19 protein-coding genes are annotated in these 23,110 nt (G+C 72.4%); 11 read left to right on the top strand and 8 right to left on the bottom strand.

Annotation, left to right across the window (positions count from 1 at the left end; translation table 11 throughout):
- Position 1: 1 nt before the first annotated feature.
- The 7 genes from iolB (at position 2) to J8M51_RS04125 (ending at position 11,886) form a co-directional block, all read left to right on the top strand.
- A complete protein-coding gene (gene iolB, locus J8M51_RS04155; protein WP_086763549.1) occupies positions 2-850 on the top strand; it encodes a 5-deoxy-glucuronate isomerase in 849 nt (282 codons plus the stop codon).
- Positions 847-2,754, top strand: coding sequence for a 3D-(3,5/4)-trihydroxycyclohexane-1,2-dione acylhydrolase (decyclizing) (gene iolD / locus J8M51_RS04150; RefSeq protein ID WP_086763547.1), 1,908 nt, complete (start codon positions 847-849; stop codon positions 2,752-2,754). The genes iolB and iolD overlap by 4 nt, the downstream gene beginning before the upstream one ends.
- Positions 2,755-2,770: 16 nt before the next feature.
- Positions 2,771-4,273, top strand: coding sequence for a CoA-acylating methylmalonate-semialdehyde dehydrogenase (mmsA, locus tag J8M51_RS04145; RefSeq protein WP_086763544.1), 1,503 nt, complete (start codon positions 2,771-2,773; stop codon positions 4,271-4,273).
- Between the two features lie 222 nt (positions 4,274-4,495).
- A complete protein-coding gene (locus J8M51_RS04140; RefSeq protein WP_086763515.1) occupies positions 4,496-7,153 on the top strand; it encodes an alpha/beta fold hydrolase in 2,658 nt (885 codons plus the stop codon).
- On the top strand, positions 7,150-8,046 hold the full coding sequence (locus J8M51_RS04135; RefSeq protein WP_086763513.1) for an ABC transporter permease: 897 nt from the start codon (positions 7,150-7,152) through the stop codon (positions 8,044-8,046). Before J8M51_RS04140 ends, J8M51_RS04135 begins: the two co-directional genes overlap by 4 nt.
- Positions 8,047-8,215: 169 nt before the next feature.
- Positions 8,216-9,808 carry a vWA domain-containing protein gene (locus J8M51_RS04130; RefSeq protein ID WP_086763511.1) on the top strand — a complete coding sequence of 531 codons (1,593 nt, stop codon included), beginning with the start codon at positions 8,216-8,218 and terminating at the stop codon, positions 9,806-9,808.
- Positions 9,809-9,960: 152 nt separating this feature from the next.
- Complete coding sequence (locus J8M51_RS04125; RefSeq protein WP_267298966.1) at positions 9,961-11,886, top strand: AMP-dependent synthetase/ligase; 1,926 nt, start codon at positions 9,961-9,963, stop codon at positions 11,884-11,886.
- Positions 11,887-11,974: 88 nt separating this feature from the next.
- Here the strand turns inward: J8M51_RS04125 and J8M51_RS04120 are convergent, their stop codons facing one another.
- Positions 11,975-12,382, bottom strand: coding sequence for a rodlin (locus tag J8M51_RS04120; protein WP_216587867.1), 408 nt, complete (start codon positions 12,380-12,382; stop codon positions 11,975-11,977).
- Between the two features lie 117 nt (positions 12,383-12,499).
- Positions 12,500-12,913 carry a rodlin gene (locus tag J8M51_RS04115; RefSeq protein ID WP_086763904.1) on the bottom strand — a complete coding sequence of 138 codons (414 nt, stop codon included), beginning with the start codon at positions 12,911-12,913 and terminating at the stop codon, positions 12,500-12,502.
- Between the two features lie 255 nt (positions 12,914-13,168).
- On the opposite strand from J8M51_RS04115, the gene J8M51_RS04110 reads away from it, so the two are divergent.
- The 3 genes from J8M51_RS04110 to J8M51_RS04100 all read left to right on the top strand — a co-directional run bounded on the left by J8M51_RS04110 (position 13,169) and on the right by J8M51_RS04100 (position 15,213).
- Positions 13,169-13,579, top strand: a complete 411-nt coding sequence (locus J8M51_RS04110; protein WP_086763902.1) for a rodlin — start codon at positions 13,169-13,171, stop codon at positions 13,577-13,579.
- A 267-nt stretch (positions 13,580-13,846) separates the two neighbouring features.
- On the top strand, positions 13,847-14,104 hold the full coding sequence (locus J8M51_RS04105) for a chaplin (protein WP_086763900.1): 258 nt from the start codon (positions 13,847-13,849) through the stop codon (positions 14,102-14,104).
- A gap of 110 nt (positions 14,105-14,214) precedes the next feature.
- Positions 14,215-15,213, top strand: coding sequence for a chaplin (locus tag J8M51_RS04100; RefSeq protein ID WP_267298965.1), 999 nt, complete (start codon positions 14,215-14,217; stop codon positions 15,211-15,213).
- Positions 15,214-15,261: 48 nt separating this feature from the next.
- Here J8M51_RS04100 and J8M51_RS04095 read toward each other — a convergent pair whose 3' ends face one another.
- Positions 15,262-16,521 carry an NAD(P)-binding domain-containing protein gene (locus tag J8M51_RS04095; RefSeq protein ID WP_267299286.1) on the bottom strand — a complete coding sequence of 420 codons (1,260 nt, stop codon included), beginning with the start codon at positions 16,519-16,521 and terminating at the stop codon, positions 15,262-15,264.
- Positions 16,521-17,786 (bottom strand): carboxylate--amine ligase, encoded by a 1,266-nt coding sequence (locus J8M51_RS04090; RefSeq protein ID WP_086754993.1) that lies wholly within the window; start codon positions 17,784-17,786, stop codon positions 16,521-16,523. Before J8M51_RS04090 ends, J8M51_RS04095 begins: the two co-directional genes overlap by 1 nt.
- A gap of 191 nt (positions 17,787-17,977) precedes the next feature.
- Between J8M51_RS04090 and J8M51_RS04085 the strand changes: the two genes are divergently transcribed.
- Entirely contained in the window at positions 17,978-19,381 is a 1,404-nt protein-coding gene (locus tag J8M51_RS04085) for a glycoside hydrolase family 26 protein (protein ID WP_267298964.1), read from the top strand.
- Positions 19,382-19,403: 22 nt separating this feature from the next.
- Here J8M51_RS04085 and J8M51_RS04080 read toward each other — a convergent pair whose 3' ends face one another.
- From J8M51_RS04080 to J8M51_RS04065, 4 genes are read right to left on the bottom strand one after another with little or no spacing between them, the layout of a single operon-like run.
- Positions 19,404-20,543 carry a GNAT family N-acetyltransferase gene (locus J8M51_RS04080; protein WP_086754986.1) on the bottom strand — a complete coding sequence of 380 codons (1,140 nt, stop codon included), beginning with the start codon at positions 20,541-20,543 and terminating at the stop codon, positions 19,404-19,406.
- Complete coding sequence (locus tag J8M51_RS04075; RefSeq protein ID WP_086754987.1) at positions 20,540-21,208, bottom strand: YveK family protein; 669 nt, start codon at positions 21,206-21,208, stop codon at positions 20,540-20,542. Before J8M51_RS04075 ends, J8M51_RS04080 begins: the two co-directional genes overlap by 4 nt.
- Entirely contained in the window at positions 21,205-22,350 is a 1,146-nt protein-coding gene (locus J8M51_RS04070) for a glycosyltransferase (RefSeq protein WP_086754988.1), read from the bottom strand. Before J8M51_RS04070 ends, J8M51_RS04075 begins: the two co-directional genes overlap by 4 nt.
- A 7-nt stretch (positions 22,351-22,357) precedes the next feature.
- Entirely contained in the window at positions 22,358-23,050 is a 693-nt protein-coding gene (locus J8M51_RS04065; protein WP_086754989.1) for a polysaccharide deacetylase family protein, read from the bottom strand.
- Positions 23,051-23,110: the final 60 nt, after the last annotated feature.

Below are 23,110 nucleotides of genomic sequence, written 5' to 3'. Positions count from 1 at the left end.
CATGACACAGAAGACCGAGCTGTACGTACCCAAGGGCGCCACCACGAACGCCTCGTACACCGTCGACATCGATCCGAAGCGGGCCGGCTGGACCCACAGCAGCCTCAGGATCGTGGAGTTGGGGCCGGACGGGACGCATACGTTCACCACCGGGGACAGCGAGTGGATCGTGTTGTCCCTCAACGGCGGTTGTACGGTTCAGGTGTCGGAGGAACCGGGCAATTCAGACCCCGACGGGGTCACGGAGTTTCAGATCCTGGGCAGGGAGAGCGTGTTCGCCGGAGTCTCCGACTTCGTGTACGCGCCCCGCGACGCCCGGGTACAGATCGCCTCCGGCGCGGGAGGCCGCTTCGCTTTGGCAGGAGCGAAGTGCGAGCGACGACTCCCCGCTCGCTACGGCCCCGCGCCGGAGGTTCCCGTGGAGGACCGGGGCAGCGGCAACTGCGCCCGCCAGGTCCGCAACTTCGCCTCGGCCGACGCCTTCGAGTGCGACAAGCTGATCACCGTCGAGGTCATCACCCCCGGCGGCAACTGGTCCTCGTACCCGCCGCACAAGCACGACGAGAACCGGCCGGGCGAGGAGACCGAACTCGAGGAGATCTACTACTTCGAGATCGACGGCCCGAACGGTTTCGGCTACCAGCGCGTCTCCCCCTCCCGCGAGGGCGGCTCCGAGGTGCTCGCCGAGGTCCGGTCCGGCGACGCGGTGCTCGTGCCCGACGGCTGGCACGGCCCGTCCATCGCGCAGCCCGGCCACAGCATGTACTACCTGAACGTCATGGCTGGTCCCGGCTCCGAGCGGAAGTGGCAGATCTGCTTCCACCCCGACCACACGGAGGGGTACCGATGAGCCCGACCACGAGCAGGGCCACGGCCACCACGCGGCTCACGGTCGCGCAGGCGCTGGTCCGCTTCCTCGCCGCCCAGTACACCGAACGCGACGGCGAGCGCCGACGGCTGATCGGCGCCACCTGGGGCATCTTCGGCCACGGCAACGTCGCGGGCCTCGGCCAGGCGCTGGTCGAGTACGCCGACGACATGCCCTACCTCCAGGGCCGCAACGAGCAGTCGATGGTGCACGCGGCCGTCGGCTACGCCCGCCAGTCCAACCGGCTGTCCACGCACGCCGTGACGACGTCCATCGGCCCCGGCGCCACCAACCTCGTCACCGGCGCGGCCCTCGCCACCATCAACCACCTCCCGGTGCTGCTCCTGCCCGGCGACATCTTCGCCACCCGGCCCGCGGACCCGGTGCTCCAGCAGCTCGAAGTCCCCTACGCGGGCGACATCAGCGTCAACGACACACTGCGCCCGGTGTCGAGGTACTTCGACCGGATCACCCGCCCCGAGGCGCTGATCCCGGCCGCGCTGCAGGCGATGCGCGTCCTCACCGACCCGGTGGAGACGGGGGCCGTGACCCTCGCGCTGCCGCAGGACGTGCAGGCGGAGGCGTACGACTGGCCGGAGGAGTTCTTCGCCGAGCGGACGTGGAACGTGCGCCGCCCGGCGGCGGACGTCGCCGAACTGGCCGGCGCGGTCGGCGCGATCCGGGGCGCCCGCCGCCCGCTGATCGTCGCCGGCGGCGGTGTCCACCACGCCCGCGCGGAGGAGGCGCTCGCCGAACTGGCAGGCGCCACCGGCATCCCGGTCGCCTCCACCCAGGCGGGCAAGGGCTCGCTGCGCTTCGACCACCCGCAGGACGTGGGCGGCATCGGCCACACCGGCACCGCGACCGCCAACGAACTGGCCCGTACCGCCGACCTGGTGATCGGCGTCGGCACCCGCTACACGGACTTCACCACGGCCTCGAACACCCTTTTCGCCGCCGACGGCGTCCGCTTCCTCAACCTGAACATCGCGCCCTACGACGGCCACAAGCTCTCCGCCCTGCCGCTGATCGCGGACGCGCGGGCCGGTCTCGAAGCACTCGCCGAGGCCCTGGAAGTGCACGGGCACAAGGTCGCGGACGCGTACGTCGCCGAGTACGGGGAGGACAAGCAGCGCTGGGAACACCGCGTCGACGCCTGCTACGAGGCCGACGAACCGGACACCCGGCCCACCCAGGCCCAGGTCCTCGGCCTCCTCGACGAGATCGCCGACGAGTCCGACATCCTCATCAACGCGGCCGGCTCGCTCCCCGGTGACCTGCACAAACTGTGGCGGACGCGGTCACGGGACCAGTACCACCTGGAGTACGGCTACTCCTGCATGGGGTACGAGATCCCGGCCGCGATCGGGGTCCGGCTGGCCGCCCCCGGGCGCCCGGTGTGGGCGCTGGTCGGCGACGGCACGTATCTGATGATGCCGACCGAGATCGTGACCGCCGTTCAGGAGAACGTCCCGATCAAGGTGCTGCTGGTGCAGAACCACGGGTACGCCTCCATCGGCGGACTCTCGGAGTCGGTCGGCGGGGAGCGGTTCGGTACCGCCTACCGGTACCGCGACCCCGAGGCCGGCACGTTCACGGGCAGCCCGCTGCCCGTGGATCTCGCCGCCAACGCGGCCAGTCTCGGTATGCGCGTCCTGCGCGCCAAGACCGTCCGCGACCTGCGCGCCGCCCTCGCCGAGGCACGGGCGGCCGACACTCCCACTTGTGTCTACGTGGAGACCCAAACGGCCGACACAGTGTCTGGCCCGCCTCCCGCTCAGGCCTGGTGGGATGTACCTGTGGCCGAGACCGCGACCCGCGCGTCGGCGGTCAAGGCACGCGAGGAGTACGACCGGCACGTCTCAACCCGACGCCGCCATCTGTGAGAAGGAGTATCTGGGCATGACGAAGATCGTCAACCACTGGATCGGCGGCAAGACCGTCGAAGGCGCGTCGGGTACGTTCGGGCCGGTCACGGACCCGGCGACCGGCGCGGTCACCACCAAGGTCGCCTTCGCGACCGTCGACGAGGTCGACGCGGCGGTCCGTACCGCCAAGGAGGCCTTCGTCAGCTGGGGCCAGTCCTCGCTGGCCAAGCGCACGGAGATCCTGTTCCGCTTCCGCGCGCTGCTGGACGCCAACCGTGACGCGATCGCGGAGCTGATCACCGCCGAGCACGGCAAGGTGCACTCGGACGCGCTCGGCGAGGTCGCGCGCGGCCTGGAGATCGTCGATCTGGCCTGCGGCATCAACGTACAGCTGAAGGGCGAGCTGTCGACGCAGGTCGCCAGCCGGGTGGACGTCTCCTCGATCCGCCAGCCGCTGGGTGTCGTCGCGGGCATCACGCCGTTCAACTTCCCGGCGATGGTCCCGATGTGGATGTTCCCGATCGCCATCGCGACCGGCAACACCTTCGTCCTGAAGCCGTCCGAGAAGGACCCGTCGGCCTCGATCAAGATCGCGGAGCTGCTGGCGGAAGCCGGCCTCCCGGACGGCGTCTTCAACGTCGTCCACGGCGACAAGGTGGCCGTCGACGCCCTGCTGGAGCACCCGGACGTGAAGGCGATCTCCTTCGTCGGCTCGACCCCGATCGCCCGCTACATCCACACCACGGCCTCCGCCAACCACAAGCGCGTCCAGGCCCTCGGCGGCGCCAAGAACCACATGCTGGTCCTCCCGGACGCCGACCTGGACGCGGCGGCCGACGCCGCCGTCTCCGCCGCCTACGGCTCGGCCGGCGAGCGCTGCATGGCGATCTCCGCGGTGGTGGCGGTGGGCGCGATCGGCGACGAACTCGTGGAGAAGATCCGCGAGCGCGCCGAGAAGATCAAGATCGGTCCCGGCAACGACCCCACCTCCGAGATGGGCCCGCTGATCACGGCCGTCCACCGCGACAAGGTGGCCTCCTACGTCACGGGCGCCGCGGCCGAGGGCTGCGAGGTCGTCCTCGACGGCACCGGCTTCACGGTCGAGGGCCACGAGGACGGCCACTGGATCGGCATCTCGCTCCTGGACAAGGTCCCGACCACGGCGAAGGCCTACCAGGACGAGATCTTCGGCCCGGTCCTGACCGTGCTGCGCGTCGACACCTACGACGAGGGCATCGCCCTCATCAACGCCTCCCCGTTCGGCAACGGCACCGCGATCTTCACCCGCGACGGCGGCGCCGCCCGCCGCTTCCAGCTGGAGGTCGAGGCCGGCATGGTCGGCGTCAACGTCCCGATCCCGGTCCCCGTCGGCTACCACAGCTTCGGCGGCTGGAAGGACTCCCTCTTCGGAGACCACCACATCTACGGCAACGACGGCACCCACTTCTACACCCGCGGCAAGGTCGTCACCACCCGCTGGCCCGACCCGGCCGACGGCCCCTCGGGCGTGGACCTGGGCTTCCCCCGCAACCACTGAGCGGCCCCCCCGCGCCCCTAAAAGCAGGGGCGCGGGGAACTGCGTGACAAGCCCCCACCGAGCCGACACGTACCCACCCACCCCGCACTTATCAGGTTGCTGTCAGCCAAGGACGTACCGCACCCGCTGTATGCCGAATTCCTCCCGTACGACCGTGGGATGTCCCACTCTTCCCCCCTGAGGGGGCCCTGGGCCCCCACCACACCCCCGTACCGTTGACGCATGGATCTTCGACTGCCCGGCCCGCGCCTGCGCGGAGCGCTCCGGCGGAGGCCGAGGCGCACCATCGCCGCCGCGGCCGCCGTCGTCGTGCTCGCCGGCGCGGGCACCTGGACGGCCACCGCCTCGGACGAAGCGGCGCCGGTGACCCGCACCGACCAGGCCATGACCACGGCCGAGGGCGTGCGCATCGACACCTCGTACTTCACCTCCGGCGGTGACGGCCGCCGCCCGGCCGTCATGCTCGGCCACGGCTTCGGCGGCAGCAAGGACGACGTCCGCGCCCAGGCCGAGTCCCTCGCCCGCGACGGCTACGCGGTCCTCACCTGGTCCGCCCGCGGCTTCGGCGAGTCGACCGGCAAGATCGGCCTCAACGACCCGAAGGGCGAGGTCGCCGACGTCTCGAAGCTGATCGACTGGCTCGCCGACCGCCCCGAGGTGGAGCTCGACAAGAAGGGCGACCCGCGCCTCGGCATGGCAGGCGCCTCGTACGGCGGAGCGATCTCGCTGCTGGCCGCCGGATACGACGACCGCGTCGACGCCATCGCGCCCGCGATCACGTACTGGAACCTGGCGGACGCCCTGTTCCCGAACGGCGTCTTCAAGAAGCTGTGGGCCGGTCTCTTCGTGAACACCGGCGGCGGCTGCGAGAAGTTCGAGACCCAGCTCTGTGAGATGTACCAGCGCGTCGCCGAGTCCGGTGCGCCCGACGCGGCGGCCGTGAAGCTGCTCGACGAGCGCAGCCCCGAGGCCGTCGGCGACCGCATCAAGGTGCCCACCCTGCTGATGCAGGGCCAGACCGACTCCCTCTTCCCGCTCGGCCAGGCCGACGCCGCCGCCGAGGCGATCAAGGCCAACGGCGCCCCCGTGGACGTGGACTGGATCGCCGGCGGCCACGACGGCGGCGACATGGAGACGAGCCGGGTCCAGGCCCGGACCACCGCCTGGTTCGACCGCTACCTCAAGGACGACAAGGGCGCCGACACCGGCTCCGCGTTCCGCGTCACCCGCACCCTCGGCGCCGGCTCCGGCGACGGCGAGCCCCGCCTCGCCGGCACGACCGACGACACCTACCCGGGCCTGGCGAGCGACCCCACGAAGATCGCCCTCGCCGGCCGCGAGCAGAGCTTCGAGAACCCGGCCGGCGCCAACCCGCCCGCCATCTCCGCCCTCCCCGGCCTCGGCGCCGCCGGCGGCCTCGCCCAGCTCTCCTCGCTCGGCGTCAGCATCTCCCTGGACTTCCCCGGCCAGTTCGCCGCGTTCCAGTCGAAGCCCGTCGCCGACGACCTGCAGATCACCGGCTCGCCCACGGCGACGGTCCACGTCAGGTCCACCAGCGAGGACGCCGTCCTCTTCGCCAAGGTGTACGACGTCGGCCCGGACGGCAGGTCCCAGGTCCTCCCGTCCCAGCTGGTCGAGCCGCTGCGCGTCGAGGGCGCCAAGTCCGGCAAGGACGTGAAGCTCACCCTCCCCGCCGTCGACTACGACCTCGACGACGGCCACAGCCTCCGCCTGGTCCTGGCCTCCACCGACCTCGGCTACGCCTCCCCGACGACCCCGGCGACGTACACCGTCTCCCTCAAGGGCGACCTGGCGGTGCCCACCCCGCTCGGCCGGGCCGACCGCGGCGACGTACTGCCCGCCTGGGTCGTGTACCTGCCGATCGCCGGCGCCGCGATCGCCGCGCTGCTGCTGGTCACCGGCCGCCGCCGGATCGTCACCCCGGCCCCGGACCCGGCGCTCGCCGAGGTCCCGCTGGAGATCACCGACCTCAGCAAGAAGTACAAGAACGGCGACCGCTACAGCGTCCGCGACCTCTCCTTCCGCGTCGAGAAGGGCCAGGTCCTCGGGCTGCTCGGGCCGAACGGCGCGGGCAAGACGACGACCCTGCGCATGCTGATGGGCCTCATCCAGCCCGACGGCGGCCGGATCCGGGTCTTCGGCCACGCGATCGTGCCGGGCGCCCCGGTCCTCTCCCGGGTCGGCGCCTTCGTCGAGGGCGCGGGCTTCCTCCCGCACCTGTCCGGCCGCGAGAACCTGGAGCTGTACTGGGCCGCCACCGGCCGCCCGGCCGAGGACGCCCACATGGACGAGGCCCTGGAGATCGCCGGTCTCGGCGACGCGCTCGCCCGCGCGGTCCGCACCTACTCCCAGGGCATGCGCCAGCGCCTGGCCATCGCCCAGGCCATGTTGGGCCTGCCCGACCTGCTGATCCTCGACGAGCCGACCAACGGACTCGACCCGCCGCAGATCCGCGAGATGCGCGAGGTCATGATCCGCTACGCCGCCGCAGGCCGCACGGTCATCGTCTCCAGCCACCTGCTGGCGGAGGTCGAGCAGACCTGTACGCATCTGGTCGTCATGGACCACGGACAGCTCGTCCAGGCGGGCCCCGTGAGCGAGATCGTCGGCTCCGGCGACACGCTCCTGGTCGGCACGGCCGAGCCCGTGGACGAGCCGCTCGTCGAGAAGATCGCCGCCCTGCCCGGGGTCGAGTCGGCCGTCCGCGCCGACGACGGCCTGGTGGTCCGCCTCGACGCCGACGGCAGCGCCCGGCGTCTGGTCGCCGAACTCGTCCGGCTGGAGGTCCCCGTGGAGTCCGTCGGCCCGAACCGCCGCCTCGAAGACGCCTTCCTCACCCTGATCGGAGAGCACGCATGAGCACGGCGACCGAGCGTGCCGAGCACACGGAACCCGGACACCACGAGCCGGTCGAGGTCGCCGACGGCTACCGCGCGGGCCGCACCCTGCCCCTCGGGGTCGAGCTGGTCCGCCAGCTGAAGCGCCGCCGCACGATGGTCATGTTCGGCATCCTGTTCGCCCTGCCGCTGGTGCTGCTGATCGCCTTCCAGGTCGGCGGCAGCCCCGGCGAGGGCAACAACCGCACCAACCTGATGGACACCGCGACGGCGTCCGGCGCGAACTTCGCCGCGGTGAACCTGTTCGCCGCCGCGGGCTTCCTGCTCGTCATCCCCGTCGCGCTGTTCTGCGGCGACACGGTCGCCTCGGAGGCCAGCTGGTCCTCCCTGCGCTATCTCCTCGCCGCGCCCGTACCGCGCCTCAGGCTGCTGTGGTCCAAGCTCGTCGTCGGTCTCACGCTCAGCCTGGTGGCGATCGTGCTGCTGCCGGTCGTCGCGCTCGTCGTCGGCTCGATCGCCTACGGCTGGGGCCCGCTGGTGCTGCCGACCGGCGGCGAGATCACGACGGGCGCCGCGGGCCAGGCCCTGGCGATCACCGTGGCGTACATCTTCGTCTCCCAACTGGTCACCGCCGCCATGGCGTTCTGGCTCTCCACCCGGACCGACGCCCCGCTCGGCGCGGTCGGCGGCGCCGTCGGCCTCACCATCGTCGGCAACGTGCTCGACTCGGTGACCGCCCTCGGTGACTGGCGCGACTTCCTGCCCGCCCACTGGCAGTACGCCTGGCTGGACGTCGTCCGCCCGCAGCCCGAGTACACGGACATGATCCAGGGCGTCTCGATTTCGGTAACGTACGCGCTCGTCCTGTTCGCCCTGGCCTTCCGCGGTTTCCGCCGCAAGGACGTCGTCTCCTAGGTCAACGGAGGATCACCCACCGGTCTCGGCGGCCACCCTTCGTGGCCGCTTCGAGACGCATCCGCAACACCCCGTGGCGCACATCCGAGCCCCCTCCGCCGTCACAGTCACAACCAGTCGCCCGCGAAACCCGCGAACAGGCGACGGACGACGTGGCTAGGGGGCCCGGATGCACACGTATCGCAGGAGCGGAACGGACAGGGCACGGACGACGGCACGACGCCGACTGGGCACCGCACTCCTGGCCCTCGGCACGGCAGGAGCCCTGCTCCTCACCGGTTGCAGCGGCGGTGGCCAGCGGGGCGACTCCTCGTCGCACGACCGGGGCAAAGGGGAGAGCCGCCCCGACGACGGCTTCCCGGCCCCCGCCCCCGAGGGCACCGGCGAACAGCGCGGCGAGCGACCGGAAAACGACACTCCCGACTTCGCGCCCTCGCCCGACTACCTCTCCACCTTCGCCCTCGACGTCGACACCGCCTCCTACGGCTACGCGCGCCGCACCCTGCAGGACGGCAGCCTGCCCGACCCGTCGACGGTCCGCCCGGAGGAATTCGTCAACAGCTTCCGCCAGGACTACGAACGCCCGGACGGCGACGGCTTCTCGGTCACCGTCGACGGCGCCCGCACCGACGACGAGAACTGGTCCCTGGTCCGCGTCGGCCTCGCCACCCGCACCGCCGAGAGCGACAGCAGGCGCCCGCCCGCCGCCCTCACCTTCGTCATCGACGTCTCCGGCTCCATGTCCGAACCGGGCCGCCTCGACCTCGCCCAGGATGCCCTGCGCACCATGACGAAACGGCTGCGCGACGACGACTCGGTCGCCATCGTCACCTTCAGCGACGAGGCTGAGACGGTCCTGCCGATGACCCGCCTCGACGACAACCGCGGCGAGATCCGCGAGGCCGTCGACAGCCTGGAACCCACCGACTCCACCAACCTCGCGGCGGGCGTCGAGACCGGCTACGAGACGGCCGTCGACGGCCTGCGCAGGGGCGCGACCAACCGGGTCGTCCTGCTCTCCGACGCCCTCGCCAACACCGGCTCCACCGACGCGGACACCATCCTCGAACGCATCGCGAGCGAGCGCCGCGAGCACGGCATCACCCTCTTCGGCGTGGGCGTCGGCAGCGACTACGGCGACGCGCTCATGGAACAGCTCGCCGACAAGGGCGACGGCCACACCACGTATGTCTCCACCGAGGAGGAGGCCGAGGAACTCTTCTGCGAGGAACTCCCGCGCAACATCGACCTCACCGCCCGCGACGCCAAGGCCCAGGTCGCCTTCGACCCGGCGACGGTCGAGGAGTTCCGCCTGATCGGCTACGACAACCGGCAGGTCGCCGACGAGGACTTCCGCGACGACCGGGTGGACGGCGGCGAGGTCGGCCCCGGCCACACCGTCACCGCCCTCTACGTCGTCCGTACCAAGGAGGGCACCGAAGGCGGCCACCTCGCCACCGCCACCGTTCGTTGGCTCGACCCCGACACCCGCACCCCGCACGAGGAGTCGGCCGGTCTGGAGGCCTCCGCCCTGCACGACGACCTGTGGTCCGGTTCACCGTACGGACTCCGGGTCGCCGCCGTGGCCGCCTACTTCGCCGACTCCCTCCGCCGCCAGGACGGCCGCCGGCCCGACCTCCCGGCCGGCCCCTCCCTCCGCCAACTGGGCCTTCGCGCCGACGACTTGGCCCGCGACCGCGAGGACAAGGACCTGTACGGCCTGGCCGAGGCGATCAGGACCGCCGACACGATGCTGTTCTGACGCCCGCCCCCGGGGGACGGGCGGGAGCCGCACCGTGCCTGACCCCCACCCCTCCTCGTCCCCCGGAGTCGTCCGAAACCATTGAAAATTCCTTACGCACCGGTAAGTTGACTCGTCAGTAATGAAGCGGTCGGGGGCCTCGGGGAGCGGTGATGGGCGTACGCAGGGAACTGGACCAGGCGAAACGGCGCGGCGGCCTCACCGACCGCGTCCAGGTCGAGATCGTCCGGGACACGCACGGCGTGGTCCGCGAGGCCCGCACCCCCGCCCTCGCCCCCCGCCCGACCAGTGGCAGCATCGCCGACCTGCCCTTCGTCAACGCCACCGCGGCCCCCGGCGCGGTGGTCCTGCGCCGCGCCGACCAGCACGGCACCTACCAGCCGGTGACCGCGACCACCTTCGCCCGCGAGGTCACCGCCACCGCCAAGGGGCTGATCGCCGCCGGGCTGGAACCGGGCGGCCGGGTCGCGATCATGTCCCGCACCCGCTACGAGTGGACGGTCCTCGACTTCGCCGTCTGGGCGGCAGGCGGCCAGTCCGTCCCCGTCTACGCCACCTCCTCGCCCGAGCAGATCGAGTGGATCGTCCGCGACTCCGGCGCCCGTTTCGTCGTCGTGGAGACCGCCGGCAACGCGGAGGCCGTCGCCGCCGCCACCGCCGGCCACTCCCGGCCCCCGCACGTCTGGCAGATCGACCGGGAGGCCCTCGCCCACCTCGCCGACCTGGGCCGGGGCGTCCCCGACGACGAGGTGACCAAGCGCCGCGCCGCCCTCACCCCCGACACGGCCGCGACCATCTGCTACACCTCCGGCACGACCGGCCGCCCCAAGGGCTGCGTCCTCACCCACGCCAACCTCCACGCGGAGGCCGCCAACACGGTCGAACTGCTCCACCCGGTCTTCGAGGCGGTCACCGGCCAGGCCGCGTCCACCCTCCTCTTCCTCCCCCTCGCCCACATCCTCGGCCGCACGATCCAGATCGCCTGCCTCATGGCCCGCATCGAGATCGGCCACTGCCCGAGCATCAAGCCCGACGAACTGCGGCCCGCGCTCAAGAAGTTCCGGCCCACCTTCCTGGTCGGCGTCCCGTACCTCTTCGAGCGGATCCACGCCACCGGCCGCGCCACCGCCGAACGCATCGGCCGCGGTTCCTCCTTCGACCGCGCCCACCGCCTCGGCGTCCGCTTCGCCCGCGCCTCCCTCGACAAGTTCCTGGACCAGGGCCCCGGCCCGACGCCCGGCCTGTACGCCGCCTGGGCGCTGTACGACCTGCTGGTCTACCGCCGCGTCCGCAGGGAGCTCGGCGGCCGGATGCGCTACGCCATCAGCGGCGGCTCCCCGCTCGACCGCGACCTCAACCTCTTCTTCTACGCCGCCGGGATCATCGTCTACGAGGGCTACGGCCTCACCGAGACGACCGCGGCGGCCACCATCGTCCCGCCCCTGAAGCCCCGCCCCGGCACCGTCGGCCGGCCCGTCCCCGGCACCGCGATCCGTATCGCCGAGGACGGCGAGGTCCTCATCAAGGGCGGCATCGTCTTCGGTACCTACTGGAACAACCCGGCCGCCACCGACGCGGCCCTCACCGACGACTGGTTCGCCACCGGCGACCTCGGGGCGCTCGACGACGACGGCTACCTCACCATCACCGGCCGCAAGAAGGACATCCTCGTCACCTCCGGCGGCAAGAACGTCTCCCCGGCCGTCCTGGAGGACCGGCTGCGCAGCCGCCCCCCGGTCGGCCAGTGCATCGTCGTCGGCGACAACCGCCCCTACGTCGCCGCCCTCATCACCCTCGACCCCGAGGACGTCACCCACTGGCTGCACGTCCGCGGCATGTCCCCGGACACCCCGCTCCCCGAGATCGTCGACGACCCCCGGATGCGCGCCGACGTCCAACAGGCCGTCGACCACGCCAACCAGGCCGTCTCCCGCGCCGAGTCCATCCGCGAATTCAAGGTGATAGAAGGCGAGTTCAGCGAGGAGAACGGCCTTCTCACCCCCTCCATGAAGGTCAAGCGCCACGCGGTCACCGCGGCGTACGCGGCGGCGATCGAGTCGCTGTACGCGAAGAAGTGAGCCGGGGCCGCCATCTGCCGGAGCACGGCGAAGCGGGCCGCCGATGGACTCGGCGACCCGCTTCGGTGTGTCCGGTGGTGGCGTGACGCTAGTTGCCGTTGTTGTTGCCGTTGCCGTTGTCCGAGAGGACCGGGATGTCCGACAGGATGTGCGACAGCGGCTCGTCGCCCTTGGCCTGCGTGGAGTTCTCGGTGCACTGCTGGTTCTGCGGGGCCGACAGGATCGGGATGTCCTGGAGGGCCGCCCCGATGGCGCCGATACCGCCGACGTTGAGCTTGGCCGGCAGGCCGATGCACGGCTTGTTGAGCGAACCCTGGACCAGGGAGAGCTGCGGGCTCATGTCGCCCTTGGTCACCGAGTTGCCGAACGCCTGGCTGGCACCGTTGCCACTGAAGGAGTTCGTGCCTCCGTCGTCGGCGACCGCCTGGGGGGCGGCGGTGGCCGCGAGGCCGGCGATGGAAGCGGCAACAGCCGCGGTAGCCCACAGCTTCTTCATGTTCGATCCCTTTCGGAAAGCGGACTCCGTTGCGGAGTTGCGCTCTGATCAACCGGGCGTCCGGCCAACGGTTGCGTAGATTGCCCCCATTGGCGCATTAGGAGGCTTATCGGGGTGCTACTTGCCGTTGTTGTTGCCGTTGCCGTTGTCCGACAGGATCGGGATGTCCGACAGCAGGTGCGACAGCGGCTCGTCGCCCTTGGCCTGGGTGGAGTTCTCGGTGCACTGCTGGTTCTGCGGCGCGGACAGGACGGGGATGTCCTGGAGCGCGATACCGGCGAGCAGCCCGATGCCGCCGAGGTTGAGCTTGGCCGGCAGGCCGATGCAGGGCTTGTTGAACGAGCCCTGGATCAACGCCATCTGCGGGCTCATGTTGCCGTAGGTCGCGGAGTTGCCGTACACCTGCTCGGCGCCGTTGCCGCTGAAGGTCGTGGTGCCACCGTCGTCGGCGAGGGCCTGGGGCGCGACGGCGGCCGAGGCTCCGACGACGGAGGCGGCGATCGTGGTCACGGCCATGAGCTTCTTGATCACTTGCGGTTCCCTTCTGGAAAAACCCCGTTTCCACCGGAGCGCCATGGACAACTTCTCCCGGACCCACCGGTTGCTCTGATTCACTCCGTCGGCCCAAACAGAGGAGTGGGAGCGGGGCGCGCGTCGCGAATTCGGTCCGCTCGAATTCGCCGCCGCGAGCGGGCCGAACGGGTGATGCCCCGAAACCGGCGCGGGTGTACGGCCGTTGCTGCCAGAGTCAGGGACCCCCGGGTTCCGCCAGGAAAGGAACGCGAAATGCTCAAGAAGGCAATGGCTGCGGTGACGATCGCCGCTTCCATCACCGGCCTCGCTGCCGCCGTCGCTCCCCACGCGCTCGCCGACGACGGCGGCACGAACTCCTTCAGTGGCAACGGTGCCAGCCAGGCGTTCGGCAACTCGGCGACCAAGGGCGACATGAGCCCGCAGCTCTCCCTGGTCCAGGGTTCGCTCAACAAGCCCTGTGTCGGCCTGCCGGTCAAGGGCAACATCGGCGGCGCCGGGCTGATCGCCGGTATCGCCCTCCAGGACATCCCCGTCCTGTCCGCCCCGCAGAACCAGCAGTGCACCGAGAACTCCACGCAGGCCAAGGGCGACGAGCCACTGTCGCACATCCTGTCGGACATCCCGATCCTCTCGGACAACGGCAACGGAAACGGCAACGGCTGATCCGAGGCCGGAACCGGAAACCGGGAAACGGCTCGGGTCGTCCGCGCGGTGCATGCGGGCGGCCCGAGCCCTTCCCTTGCCCTCGGACAGGGCCATACGAGTGGCCGAATATTGGACTGTCCGATAATTCCCGGGGCGATCGAGTGAATTACCCCACTCCCCGCGTTCCTGAGTTTCTTCCGGTGTCTATTCCTCGTTTCGCAGGCTGCAGGTCATGATGCGAGCCGTTCATGCTGTGCTCGCTCGGTTTCGGCCGTCAATTGAGGCATGACCGCGGAGAAGGGAAAATTCGTGAAGCTCAAGAAGAGCGCTGCCGTCGTCGCCGGCGTGATCATGGCCATGGGAATGGCCACCCCGGCCTTCGCCGACGCGGAGGCCAAGGGTGCCGCCATCGGTTCCCCGGGTGTCCTCTCGGGCAACGTGGTGCAGGTTCCCGTCCACGTGCCGATCAACGTGTGCGGTAACTCGATCAACGTCATCGGGCTGCTCAACCCGGCGGCCGGCAACGTGTGCGTCAACGACTGACGTCGTAACACCTCGCACCAGCCGTTCGGCTGTGCCCAAGCCGGCCTTGGAGCGTCCTCAGCGGCTCCAAGGCCGGCTTTTCCCACTTCTTCGAGCAGGAAGAGAACGAGATGCGACAGACCCTGCGCAAGAGAATGGTCGTGGCCGCCGCGACGACGGGCCTGCTGTCCCTCTACGGCACGTCGGCGCTCGCGGACACGGGCGCGCACGGAGCCGCCTCGAACTCGCCCGGCGTCGCGTCGGGCAACGCGGTCGAGGTGCCGGTCACCGTCCCGGTGAACGTCTGCGGCAACACCGTCGACGTCGCCGCGGCCGGCAACCCGGCCATCGGCAACGCGTGCGCCAACACCGGCGACCACGCCCCGGAGAGCACCCGGAGCGCCCCGGAGAGCCAGGCCGCGCCCGAGCGGCAGGCGGCGCCCGAGCAGCAGCAGGCCGCCCCGGTGGCCGAGCCCCGCTACGCCGCCCCGGCCGCGGACCCCGACGACTCGTGGGAGCCGGCGTACCAGGAGTACGAGGAGGCCGCGGGACACGGCGCGTACGAGGGGGACGACGCGTACACGGAGTACACGGACCCCTGGGACGACGGCGGTTACGGGAACGACGACGGCACGCAGGGCGGCCACGACGATTCGTCGGACGACTACGGCGACTACGGCGACCAGCCGGACGACGAGGAGGCCGAGGGCGGCTACGGCGACACCCCGCCGACCGAGCCCCCGCCCACGACGAAGCCGCCGACACCGCCGACGCACTCCCCGCACCCGACCAAGCCGCCGACGCAGTCCCCGCATCCCACGAAGCCGCCGACGAAGCCGCCCCACACGTCGCAGCCACCGACGAAGCCCCCGCATACGTCGCAGCCGCCGACCAAGCCCCCGCACTCGTCGCAGCCGCCGACCAAGTCCCCGCACCCGACCAAGCCGCCCCACACGTCGCAGCCGCCGACGAAGCCCCCGCACTCCACCCAGCCGCCGACCATCCCGCCCACGCTGCCCGAGACCGGCAGTGACCGTGAGGCGCTGATCGCCGCCGGGGCCGGCAGCCTCGCGCTGATCGCGGGCGGGGCGATCCTGTACCGGCGGGGCCGGGCCGCGTCCGGTCGCTGAGCCGCTCCGGGTGCCGGAGGCGCGGCGGGCCTCCGGCACCCGGGACCGTCACGACCCGGCGGTGGAGGCCAGGTCGGCCCGCGCCCCCGGCACCGGGATCCGCCCGCCGGGCACCCCCGAGCGCAGCCGCCGCCGTACCCCCCGTACCAGGGTGGGCGCGGTGAACGAGGCGCCGTACACGAAACGCATCGCCGGGCCGAACCCGGCGGCGGTGGTGAGGCCCGCGAGGAACAGACCGGGGACCGAGGACTCGAAGTCCCGGCCGACCGAGGGCGAGCCGTCGGCGAGCGGCACCAGGTCCGCGCGGACCTCGCGCGCGAGCAGCCCCAGCCGCTCGCAGCGGGCCCGGAAGCCCGTGGCGGCGATGACATGCTCGGTGTCCAGCGAGGTCAGCTCGCCGCCCCGGCCCACCGTCTCCAGCCGGACCGCGCCGCCCGTCTCGTACGCCACCGCGACCTCCTGCCCGAGCCGCAGCTCGACGGCCCCTTCGACGCGGTCGCGGACCCACCAGGCGCCCGCGGGACCCAGGGCCTCGGCCGCGACCCGGACCCGTCTCGCCTCGGGCAGGCGGCGGTACCAGCCGGGCCGTTCCGCGTAGAACCAGTTGCGCCAGCCGCAGCCGAGGCCGCTGTGTGGGGAGCGGGCGAGGTCCCGCAGGGGGCGTTCCAGCGGGGGCGGGACGTCGTTCCAGCGGAGGGCGGGGGAGCGGGCCAACACCCTTACCCGCGTGCCCTGTTCGGCGAGGAGCGCGGCCGTCTCCAGGGCCGCCTGGCCGCCGCCGATCACCGTGACGTCCCTCCCCCGGAAGCGGGCGAGGTCGCCGTGGTGGCTGCTGTGCGAGACCCGGGCGGGGTCCAACTCGCGCAGCACGGGCGGGACGTCGACGAACGGGAGCACGCCGACGGCGAGGGCCACCGTGCGGGCGCGGACGATCTCGCCGTCGTCCAGGACCGCCTCGAAGGCCCCGCAGCGGCGCTGAAGGCACGTCACCATCCGTTCGTCGACGGGCGGCAGGGCGTTCCGGGCGAACCACAGGCCGTACGAGGCGAAGGTGCCGACCGGGACGGGGCGGCCGTGGCGGGCCTCGACGCCCTGTTCGGCGTAGTACGCGTCCAGCCGCCAACGCCCTTCGGGGTCCGAGAGGTTGGAGGCCCAGGGTTCGGACTTGAGGAACATGCCCGGTGGCATGTGGTCGCGCCAGGACGCCATGGGCCGGCCGAGGACGCGCAGGCTGAGCCCGGCCGCGGCGGCGTGGGACGCGATGGACAGGCCGTACGGGCCGGCGCCCACCACCAGCAGGTCGTACATCACGGACGGCTCGCTTTCTCGTTCTCGGCGCGCTTCGCGGCGCGGCTGCCGGGCTGCTGCGGGGGAGGGGAGGTGCGGGGGGCCAGCAGCCGGCCGAGCGCGTGGCGGGGCCACAGGGACCACAGGGCGAGGCCGGGGGCGCGGTCGTCCCGCGCGTACCAGGCCAGTTCGCGCCCGCCCGGACGGGACGGCGGGTACGGCAGGGGCGGCGGGCGCAGCGCGGTGAGCGGCGCGTAGTTCTCCACGACGAAGGTCCGGCCCGGCACAGGCGCCCCGTCCGGGACCCGGCGGCCGGTCAGATCCAGGTGCAGGGCACGGACGACGTCCACGCCGGCCGTGTCCGTGAAGAGCCGGAACTGCGCGCCGGGGCGCGGGTTGAAGTCGAGCAGGTGGTACGCGCCGGTCCGGCCCTCGCGGCGGAAGTCCAGGTCGAACACGCCCCGGTAGCCGAGTGCGCCGGTCAGCCGCTCGGCGAGCGCCTGGACCTCGGGGTTCGGGGTCCAGCGGCCGACGGTGGTCAGGCCCGCGCCGGGCGGCCAGGCGCCCAGCTTGCGGCCGGGGCCGCCGCCGCGCACGACCCCGGCGTGGTCGGCGTACCCGTGGAAGAACCAGTCGCGGTCGAGCCCCGGCGGCAGGAACGCCTGGAGCAGCAGCCGGCTGCCCGCTTGCGCCGAGCGGCGGTACAGGGCCGCCGCCTCCCCGGCGGAGCGCACCACCGTCGTGCTGCGCAGGCCCGCGTCGGCGGGCAGCAGCCAGGGGCGGCTCCACTTGGCGACCACCGGCAGACCCAGCTCGCGGGCGGACGCCGCCGCCCCGGCCGGGCTGTCGGGGAGTGCCGTCGCCGGGTGCGGGAGGTCCAGGCGTCCGCACAGCGCGGCCAGTTCGGCCTTGTCGGCCACCTGCTCGGCGAGCGCGGCGGGACCGGCCGGGAGCAGGTAGTCGTCCGTCAGCTCCTCGCGCAGCCGGGCGACGGCCACGGCGCTCGCGTCGTCCAGGGCGACCAGGACGGACGGGCGGCCGACCCGGGCCGCCACCCGGCGCAGCACGGCGGCGAACTCGTCCGGCCGGGCGCCGAGTCGGGGCGGGGCGTGCGTCGCGCGGAGGAACCGCGAACTGCGGACCGGACTTCCCGCGCAGTCGGCGACCAGATGCACCTCCACCCCGGCACGGCCCAAGGACCGTACGGCTCCCAGGGTTCCGTGATGGAAGGGATTGCGGTCCGTCCGCAGCAGAACGGCCGGAACGCGGGTGTCGAGCGGCGACACGTTCATTGACGCGTTCATTTCGACAGGGTCCTCGCACATTTCTTTGACGTCGGGTCACCCGTGCGGGCGATTCGGGCACCCGAAGGCCGGAGCCCCAGTTGGCGGAATTCACATTCGTATGACTGATTGTCAGTAGGTGGAAATCGGCGGCGGAAAGCAGTGAAGTGAAGAAAGCGGAGAGGGGAGCGGACATGGCTCCACAGCAGCGACGGGCCCGGCACAGGCGGCCCCGTAACAGACGGCTGGCGCTCGTCGCGGCCGGCGTGGTCACGACGTTCGCCCTCGCGTCGGTCCCGGTGTACGCCGTGGGCGCGGTGGTGGACCGGGTGACCGACCCACCGGCCCCGGCCGCCCCGGCGGCTCCGGCCACCCCCACGGTCCCGCCGGCACCCGCCGCCGTGACCCCGGCTCCGGTCGTCCCGGCACCCGCGCCCGCCGTGCCCACGGCATCGCAGGCACCGGACGCGTCCGTCCCGCCGCCGGGCGCCTCGCCCGTGCCGGCCACTCCCTCCGAGATCCCGAAGCCTCCCGAGCAGCTGCCCGCCATGGGCGCCTATCTGCACTACGGGCCCCGCGGAGTCGCCCGGATCGCCGAGCTGAGCGACTGGCTGGGCGGCTCCGACCTGCGGGTGGCGCACACTTATCTGCCGGGCGACCGCTGGTCCAACATCGAGGGGCTGCCCGGCTTCCTGGACTCCTGGGCGGAGTGGCGGCGCGACGAGGACGACCGGATGTTCGTCCTCAACGTGCCCATGATGGAGCGCAACGAGGAGGGCGTCTCCGACAGCGAGGTCCGCGCGCTGCTGCGCCGCGCCGCCGCCGGCCAGTTCGACCACCACTACCGCCGGCTCGCCGAGCGGCTGGTCGAGTTGAAGATCCCGGACACGGTGATCGTGCTCGGCTGGGAGATGAACGGCATCACGTACACCCATCGCTGCGGGCCCGACCCGGAGAGCTGGAAGAAGTACTGGAACAGGATCGTCACCACGATGCGCGCGGTGCCGGGCCAGAAATTCCAGTTCGACTGGACCCCGAACCGCGGCCGGGACGCCATTCCCTGGACCCAGTGCTATCCGGGGGACGACACGGTCGACATCATCGGCATGGACTCCTACGACCAGCCGCGCGGCATCACCTTCGACGAACAGGTGAAGGAACCGTACGGCCTGCAAGCGCACGTCGATTTCGCGAAGGAGCACAAGAAGCCCATCTCCTATGCGGAATGGGGGCTCTTCCGCAACGGCGACAACCCGGAGTACATGCGGCGCATGCTCGCCTGGATGGACGAGCACAAGCCCCTCTACAACACGCTCACGGACTACTGCCCGCACGGCGTCTGGCAGTGCGCGAGCAACCCGAAGGCGGCACAGGTGTACCGGTCGATGCTCTTCGGCCGTGACGCGACCGCCACCGCGACCCCGAAGCCCGTCCCCACTCCCACACCCACCCCGACGCCGACCCCCACGCCCAAGCCGGCTCCCACCACGCCCGTACGTCCGCCGAACTGCTCGCCGCTGGAACTGGGCGACTGGGTGGAGTACTGGATCGGCGGGAAGCTCTGCATCCGTACGGACTGGTGGGCGCGCTACCGGTGATCCGGAGCCGGCGGCGGGCGGTTCACCCCCCGCCGCCGGCATCGCGTTCCTTCCGCGCTCGCCACCGGCGGACCAGTTCCTTGCCCCGGCAGCGGGCCGCCGCGTCGCAGACGACCGCCGACAGGATCGGGGAGGTACGGCGGCGGGCGAGCAGCAGCCGCTGGTTGACGACGGTGTCCGGGCGCCAGCGCAGCTTGTACGGCTCGGCGCCCCGCAGCAGGCTCAGCACCTGGTGGGCGCCGGAGCCGACATGCCCGGCGCAGGCGTCGAGCAGCATGGTGGCGACGTCCGCCTTGCGTTCACGCAGGTGGGGATGGGCGCCGTAGAGGTAGCCGCCCGCCAGTCTGCGCGAGAGGAGGGTGACGTCGACGGCCAGGACGTCCTCGCCCAGCCGGAACTCGGTCACCACCGCGTCCCCCGACCGCACCATCGGCGCGACCGAGCGGGCCAGATGCTCGGAGAAGCGGGGCCGCATGTGCTCGGTGGTGACCTTGCGGTCCTGCCACTGGAGCCGATGCAGCTCCAGCATGGTCCGCAGCGCCGCGTCCACCTCGTCGGCGGCCACGGCACGCGGTTCGATCCCGAGGTCACCGAGCTTGCGGAGCTTGGCGCGCACCCGCTGGGCCCGGGAGTTGGGCAGCCGCTTGAGCAGCTCGGCCATGGGCTGGGCGGGCAGCTCCAGACATACCGAGTCGGCCACCTTGCGGCGCGGCCCCGGCCAGCAGTCGTAGATCCGTTCGACGGCGGCGCCCGGCCGTACCTCGCGGAAGTCGATCAGCGCGGTCCGGGCGGCGGCCGACAGGCCCTCGGCGAGGGCGGCCGACGCCTGTTCGGCGTACTCGTCGTCGACGATCACATCCGCGAAGTCGGAGATCGGGCAGCCGAGCGGGACGAGGGCCGGCAGCGGACGGCGCACCAGCATCAGCGGCGCGACCGCGCGCAGCTCGGCGCCGTCCCGGACCACGACCAGCCGCAGCCTGCCCGGGGTGCCGTACGACAGCCACCAGGAGTGCAGCCAGGCGTGGCTCTGGAACGGGGTGGCCGCGCCGCACCGCCGGTACAGCCGGTCCCAGGCCTCGGCCAGCGCGCCGAACTCATCCTCGTCGGTGCAGAGTTCGGCGCGCAGGGTGGTGCTCGCCCCCGTGTCCAGGGTGCTGGTCACAGCTGGCCGTGGGTGTCTGCGGCGAGCGCGGGGCCCGGTACGGAGGCGGCCGGCGGGGTCTGTGGGGAGCGCCGGGGCCGGACCAGCAGCGCGAGTCCGCCGAGCAGCCCGCCGGCCGCGGTGCCCACCAGGCCGGTCACCGTCGGCGAGGCCGAGGACGCCTCGGTCGGCCTGGTCGCACGGGCGAACTCCTGCAACTCGACGCGCGTCGACCGCTCGGAGTCGTTGGCGTGCCGGGTCAGCGCGCGGGAGACGGCGTTGGCCATGTCGGCGGCGACGTCCGGCCGGGAGGAGGTGGCGGACACGGCGACCATCGGCGCGTCCGGCGAGGTCGCCGTCTGCACGTTCCTGCGCAGCGTCGCGACCGGCACCCCCGCCCACACCTGGGCGTCCCCGAGCACCGCGACCTGCGTGGCCACCCGCCCGTACGCCTGGGCGAAGCCGAGCGCCGACTGCGGGTCCGACCCCTCGCCGGGCACGGCGACGACATAGCTGGTGGCGGTGTAGACGGGCGCCTTCACCACGCCGTACGCGCCCCCGGCCAGCCCGCCGAGCAGCGCGCCGGCGGCGAGCAGGGACCAGGGGGGCAGGGACCTGGAGCGGGCGAGGGAGGCGGGCCCGCGGTCGGGGCCGTCGGTCAGGCGTTCTGGCGTACGGTCGGTCATACGGAACTCACTCCCAGGGACGGGGTTGGCGAGGGCGTGCTGGAGACGGCGGCGTACAGGTCCATGAGCTGGGCGGCGCTGCGGGTGATGCAGTAGTGCTGGGCGGCGGCGGGGACACCACGGGGGCGCGGGCCCTGCGCGCGGAGGTCCAGCAGGGCGCGTACGAACGACTCCGCGCCTCCCTGGACGCGGCGCGCGCCGGCGGTCGCGTCCGGCGGCAGGTCCTCGATCGCCGGGCAGGAGACATAGAGCACGGGCAGCCCGGACGCCATCGCCTCCACCACCGCGAGCCCGAAGGCCTCCTCGGCGCTGGGGGAGGCGAGCACGTCCATGGCGTTCATCAGGGAGGGCAGATCCGAGCCGGGGGCACCCGCGGCCGGGCGCTCCCCGGTCAGCAGCACCCGGTCGGCGACCCCGGCCCGCTGGGCGGCCCGCCGCAGCACGCTCTCCTCCGGGCCGCCGCCGACGACCAACACCCAGCAGTCCTGCGGGAGTTGGCCGAGGGCGCGGATCAGCACGTCGAACCGCTTGCTCGCCGCGAGCCGCCCGACGCCCCCGACGACATACGCGTCCTCGGGCAGCCCGAGCCGCCGCCGGGTCAGCTCGCGCAGATCGGCGTCGAAGCGGAAACCGGCGAGGTCGATGCCGTTGGGGACGACCTCGATCCGGGGGTCCGGCACCCCCCAGCGCCTCAGCCGGTCGGCGACGGTCGGCGAGACGGCGACCGTGGACCGGCCCAGACGCTCACTGGCGAGGTACAGGGCGCGCACGCCGGCGGAGAGCCTCCGGCCCTCCATCTGGGAGTCGCCGAGCGAGTGTTCGGTGGCGACGACCGCGCGGACGCCCGCCAGCCGGGCGGCGATCCGGCCGTAGACACAGGCCCGGTAGAGATGGGTGTGGACCAGGTCGTAGCCGCCCCCGCGGATCAGCCGCACCAGCCGGGGGAGCGCGGCGAGGTCGCGGTTGCCGGCCATGCCGAGATGGGTGACACGGACGCCGTCGGCGGTGAGCCCGTCGGCGACCGGGCCCGGGTTGGTCAGCGTCACCACGTCGCAGTCGACGGGCAGGTGCCGCAGCAGCAGCCGCAGTTGCTGCTCCGCGCCGCCGACGCCGAGGCCGGTGATGATGTGCAGTGCCTTCACGTCGGCCTCAGACCCCCTCGACGGGCCGCCGGCGCAGCCGGTGCAGCTTCCGCTTCAGCAGCAGCCGCAGGGCCGTGTCCTCCTCGCCGATGTGCACCCGGGGCAGCGCGTACGGGCCGTTCAGCGGGCCCGGGTCGATGGCGCAGGCGTAGGCGTACCCGGCGTCCCGGACGGCGTCGGCGGCCCGCTGGTCGAGGGTGCCGTACGGGTAGCAGAAGCCCTGGACCGGCGCGTCGATCAGCTTCGACAGCGCGGCCCGGCTGTCGGCGGTCTCGGCGCGCAGGGTCTCGTCGTCCGCCTTCGTGAGGTCGACATGGGTCAGCCCGTGCGAGCCGACCTCGATGCCCTCCGTCCCGGCGGCCCTGCGGATGCCCTCCTCGTCGAGGAGCGGCTTGCGCGGGCCCAGCGGGTCCCAGGCGTTCTCGCCGCCGAGCCGCCCCGGCAGCACGAAGAGCGTGGCCCCGCAGCCGTGCGCCCGCAGGAGGGGCAGCGCGTGGTCGACGAAGTCGACGTACCCGTCGTCGAAGGTCAGCCCCACCAGGTCCCGGCCCTCGCCCCGGGCGCGGGCGGCCAGCAGCTCGGCCATGCCCACCCCGCGCAGACCCCGCCGCCGCAGCCAGCCGAGCTGGGCGTCGAGCCGGTCGGGCGAGACCGTGATGCGGTACGGGTCGTCGGAGCAGTCGCCCACCGAGTGGTACATGGCGACCCACAGGGGGGCCGCTGTGCTCCTCGCCGCGGGGGACCCCGTCGGTCTGGAACC

Source organism: Streptomyces griseiscabiei, assembly GCF_020010925.1.
Taxonomy (GTDB): Bacteria; Actinomycetota; Actinomycetes; order Streptomycetales; family Streptomycetaceae; genus Streptomyces; species Streptomyces griseiscabiei.
Note: the sequence above shows the minus strand (reverse complement) of the source record. Positions and strands in the feature narration are given on the sequence as shown.

Excerpts from the sequence above, each read along its gene's own strand:
- J8M51_RS04125 (WP_267298966.1), top strand. The coding sequence starts at position 9,961 with ATGGGCGTACGCAGGGAACTGGACCAGGCGAAACGGCGCGGCGGCCTC.
- iolB (WP_086763549.1), top strand. The coding sequence starts at position 2 with ATGACACAGAAGACCGAGCTGTACGTACCCAAGGGCGCCACCACGAAC.
- J8M51_RS04130 (WP_086763511.1), top strand. The coding sequence starts at position 8,216 with ATGCACACGTATCGCAGGAGCGGAACGGACAGGGCACGGACGACGGCA.
- J8M51_RS04085 (WP_267298964.1), top strand. The coding sequence starts at position 17,978 with ATGGCTCCACAGCAGCGACGGGCCCGGCACAGGCGGCCCCGTAACAGA.
- J8M51_RS04135 (WP_086763513.1), top strand. The coding sequence starts at position 7,150 with ATGAGCACGGCGACCGAGCGTGCCGAGCACACGGAACCCGGACACCAC.
- iolD (WP_086763547.1), top strand. The coding sequence starts at position 847 with ATGAGCCCGACCACGAGCAGGGCCACGGCCACCACGCGGCTCACGGTC.
- J8M51_RS04110 (WP_086763902.1), top strand. The coding sequence starts at position 13,169 with ATGCTCAAGAAGGCAATGGCTGCGGTGACGATCGCCGCTTCCATCACC.
- J8M51_RS04100 (WP_267298965.1), top strand. The coding sequence starts at position 14,215 with ATGCGACAGACCCTGCGCAAGAGAATGGTCGTGGCCGCCGCGACGACG.
- J8M51_RS04065 (WP_086754989.1), bottom strand. The coding sequence starts at position 23,050 with ATGTACCACTCGGTGGGCGACTGCTCCGACGACCCGTACCGCATCACG.
- J8M51_RS04095 (WP_267299286.1), bottom strand. The coding sequence starts at position 16,521 with ATGTACGACCTGCTGGTGGTGGGCGCCGGCCCGTACGGCCTGTCCATC.
- J8M51_RS04105 (WP_086763900.1), top strand. The coding sequence starts at position 13,847 with ATGACCGCGGAGAAGGGAAAATTCGTGAAGCTCAAGAAGAGCGCTGCC.
- J8M51_RS04140 (WP_086763515.1), top strand. The coding sequence starts at position 4,496 with ATGGATCTTCGACTGCCCGGCCCGCGCCTGCGCGGAGCGCTCCGGCGG.
- J8M51_RS04120 (WP_216587867.1), bottom strand. The coding sequence starts at position 12,382 with ATGAAGAAGCTGTGGGCTACCGCGGCTGTTGCCGCTTCCATCGCCGGC.
- mmsA (WP_086763544.1), top strand. The coding sequence starts at position 2,771 with ATGACGAAGATCGTCAACCACTGGATCGGCGGCAAGACCGTCGAAGGC.
- J8M51_RS04075 (WP_086754987.1), bottom strand. The coding sequence starts at position 21,208 with ATGACCGACCGTACGCCAGAACGCCTGACCGACGGCCCCGACCGCGGG.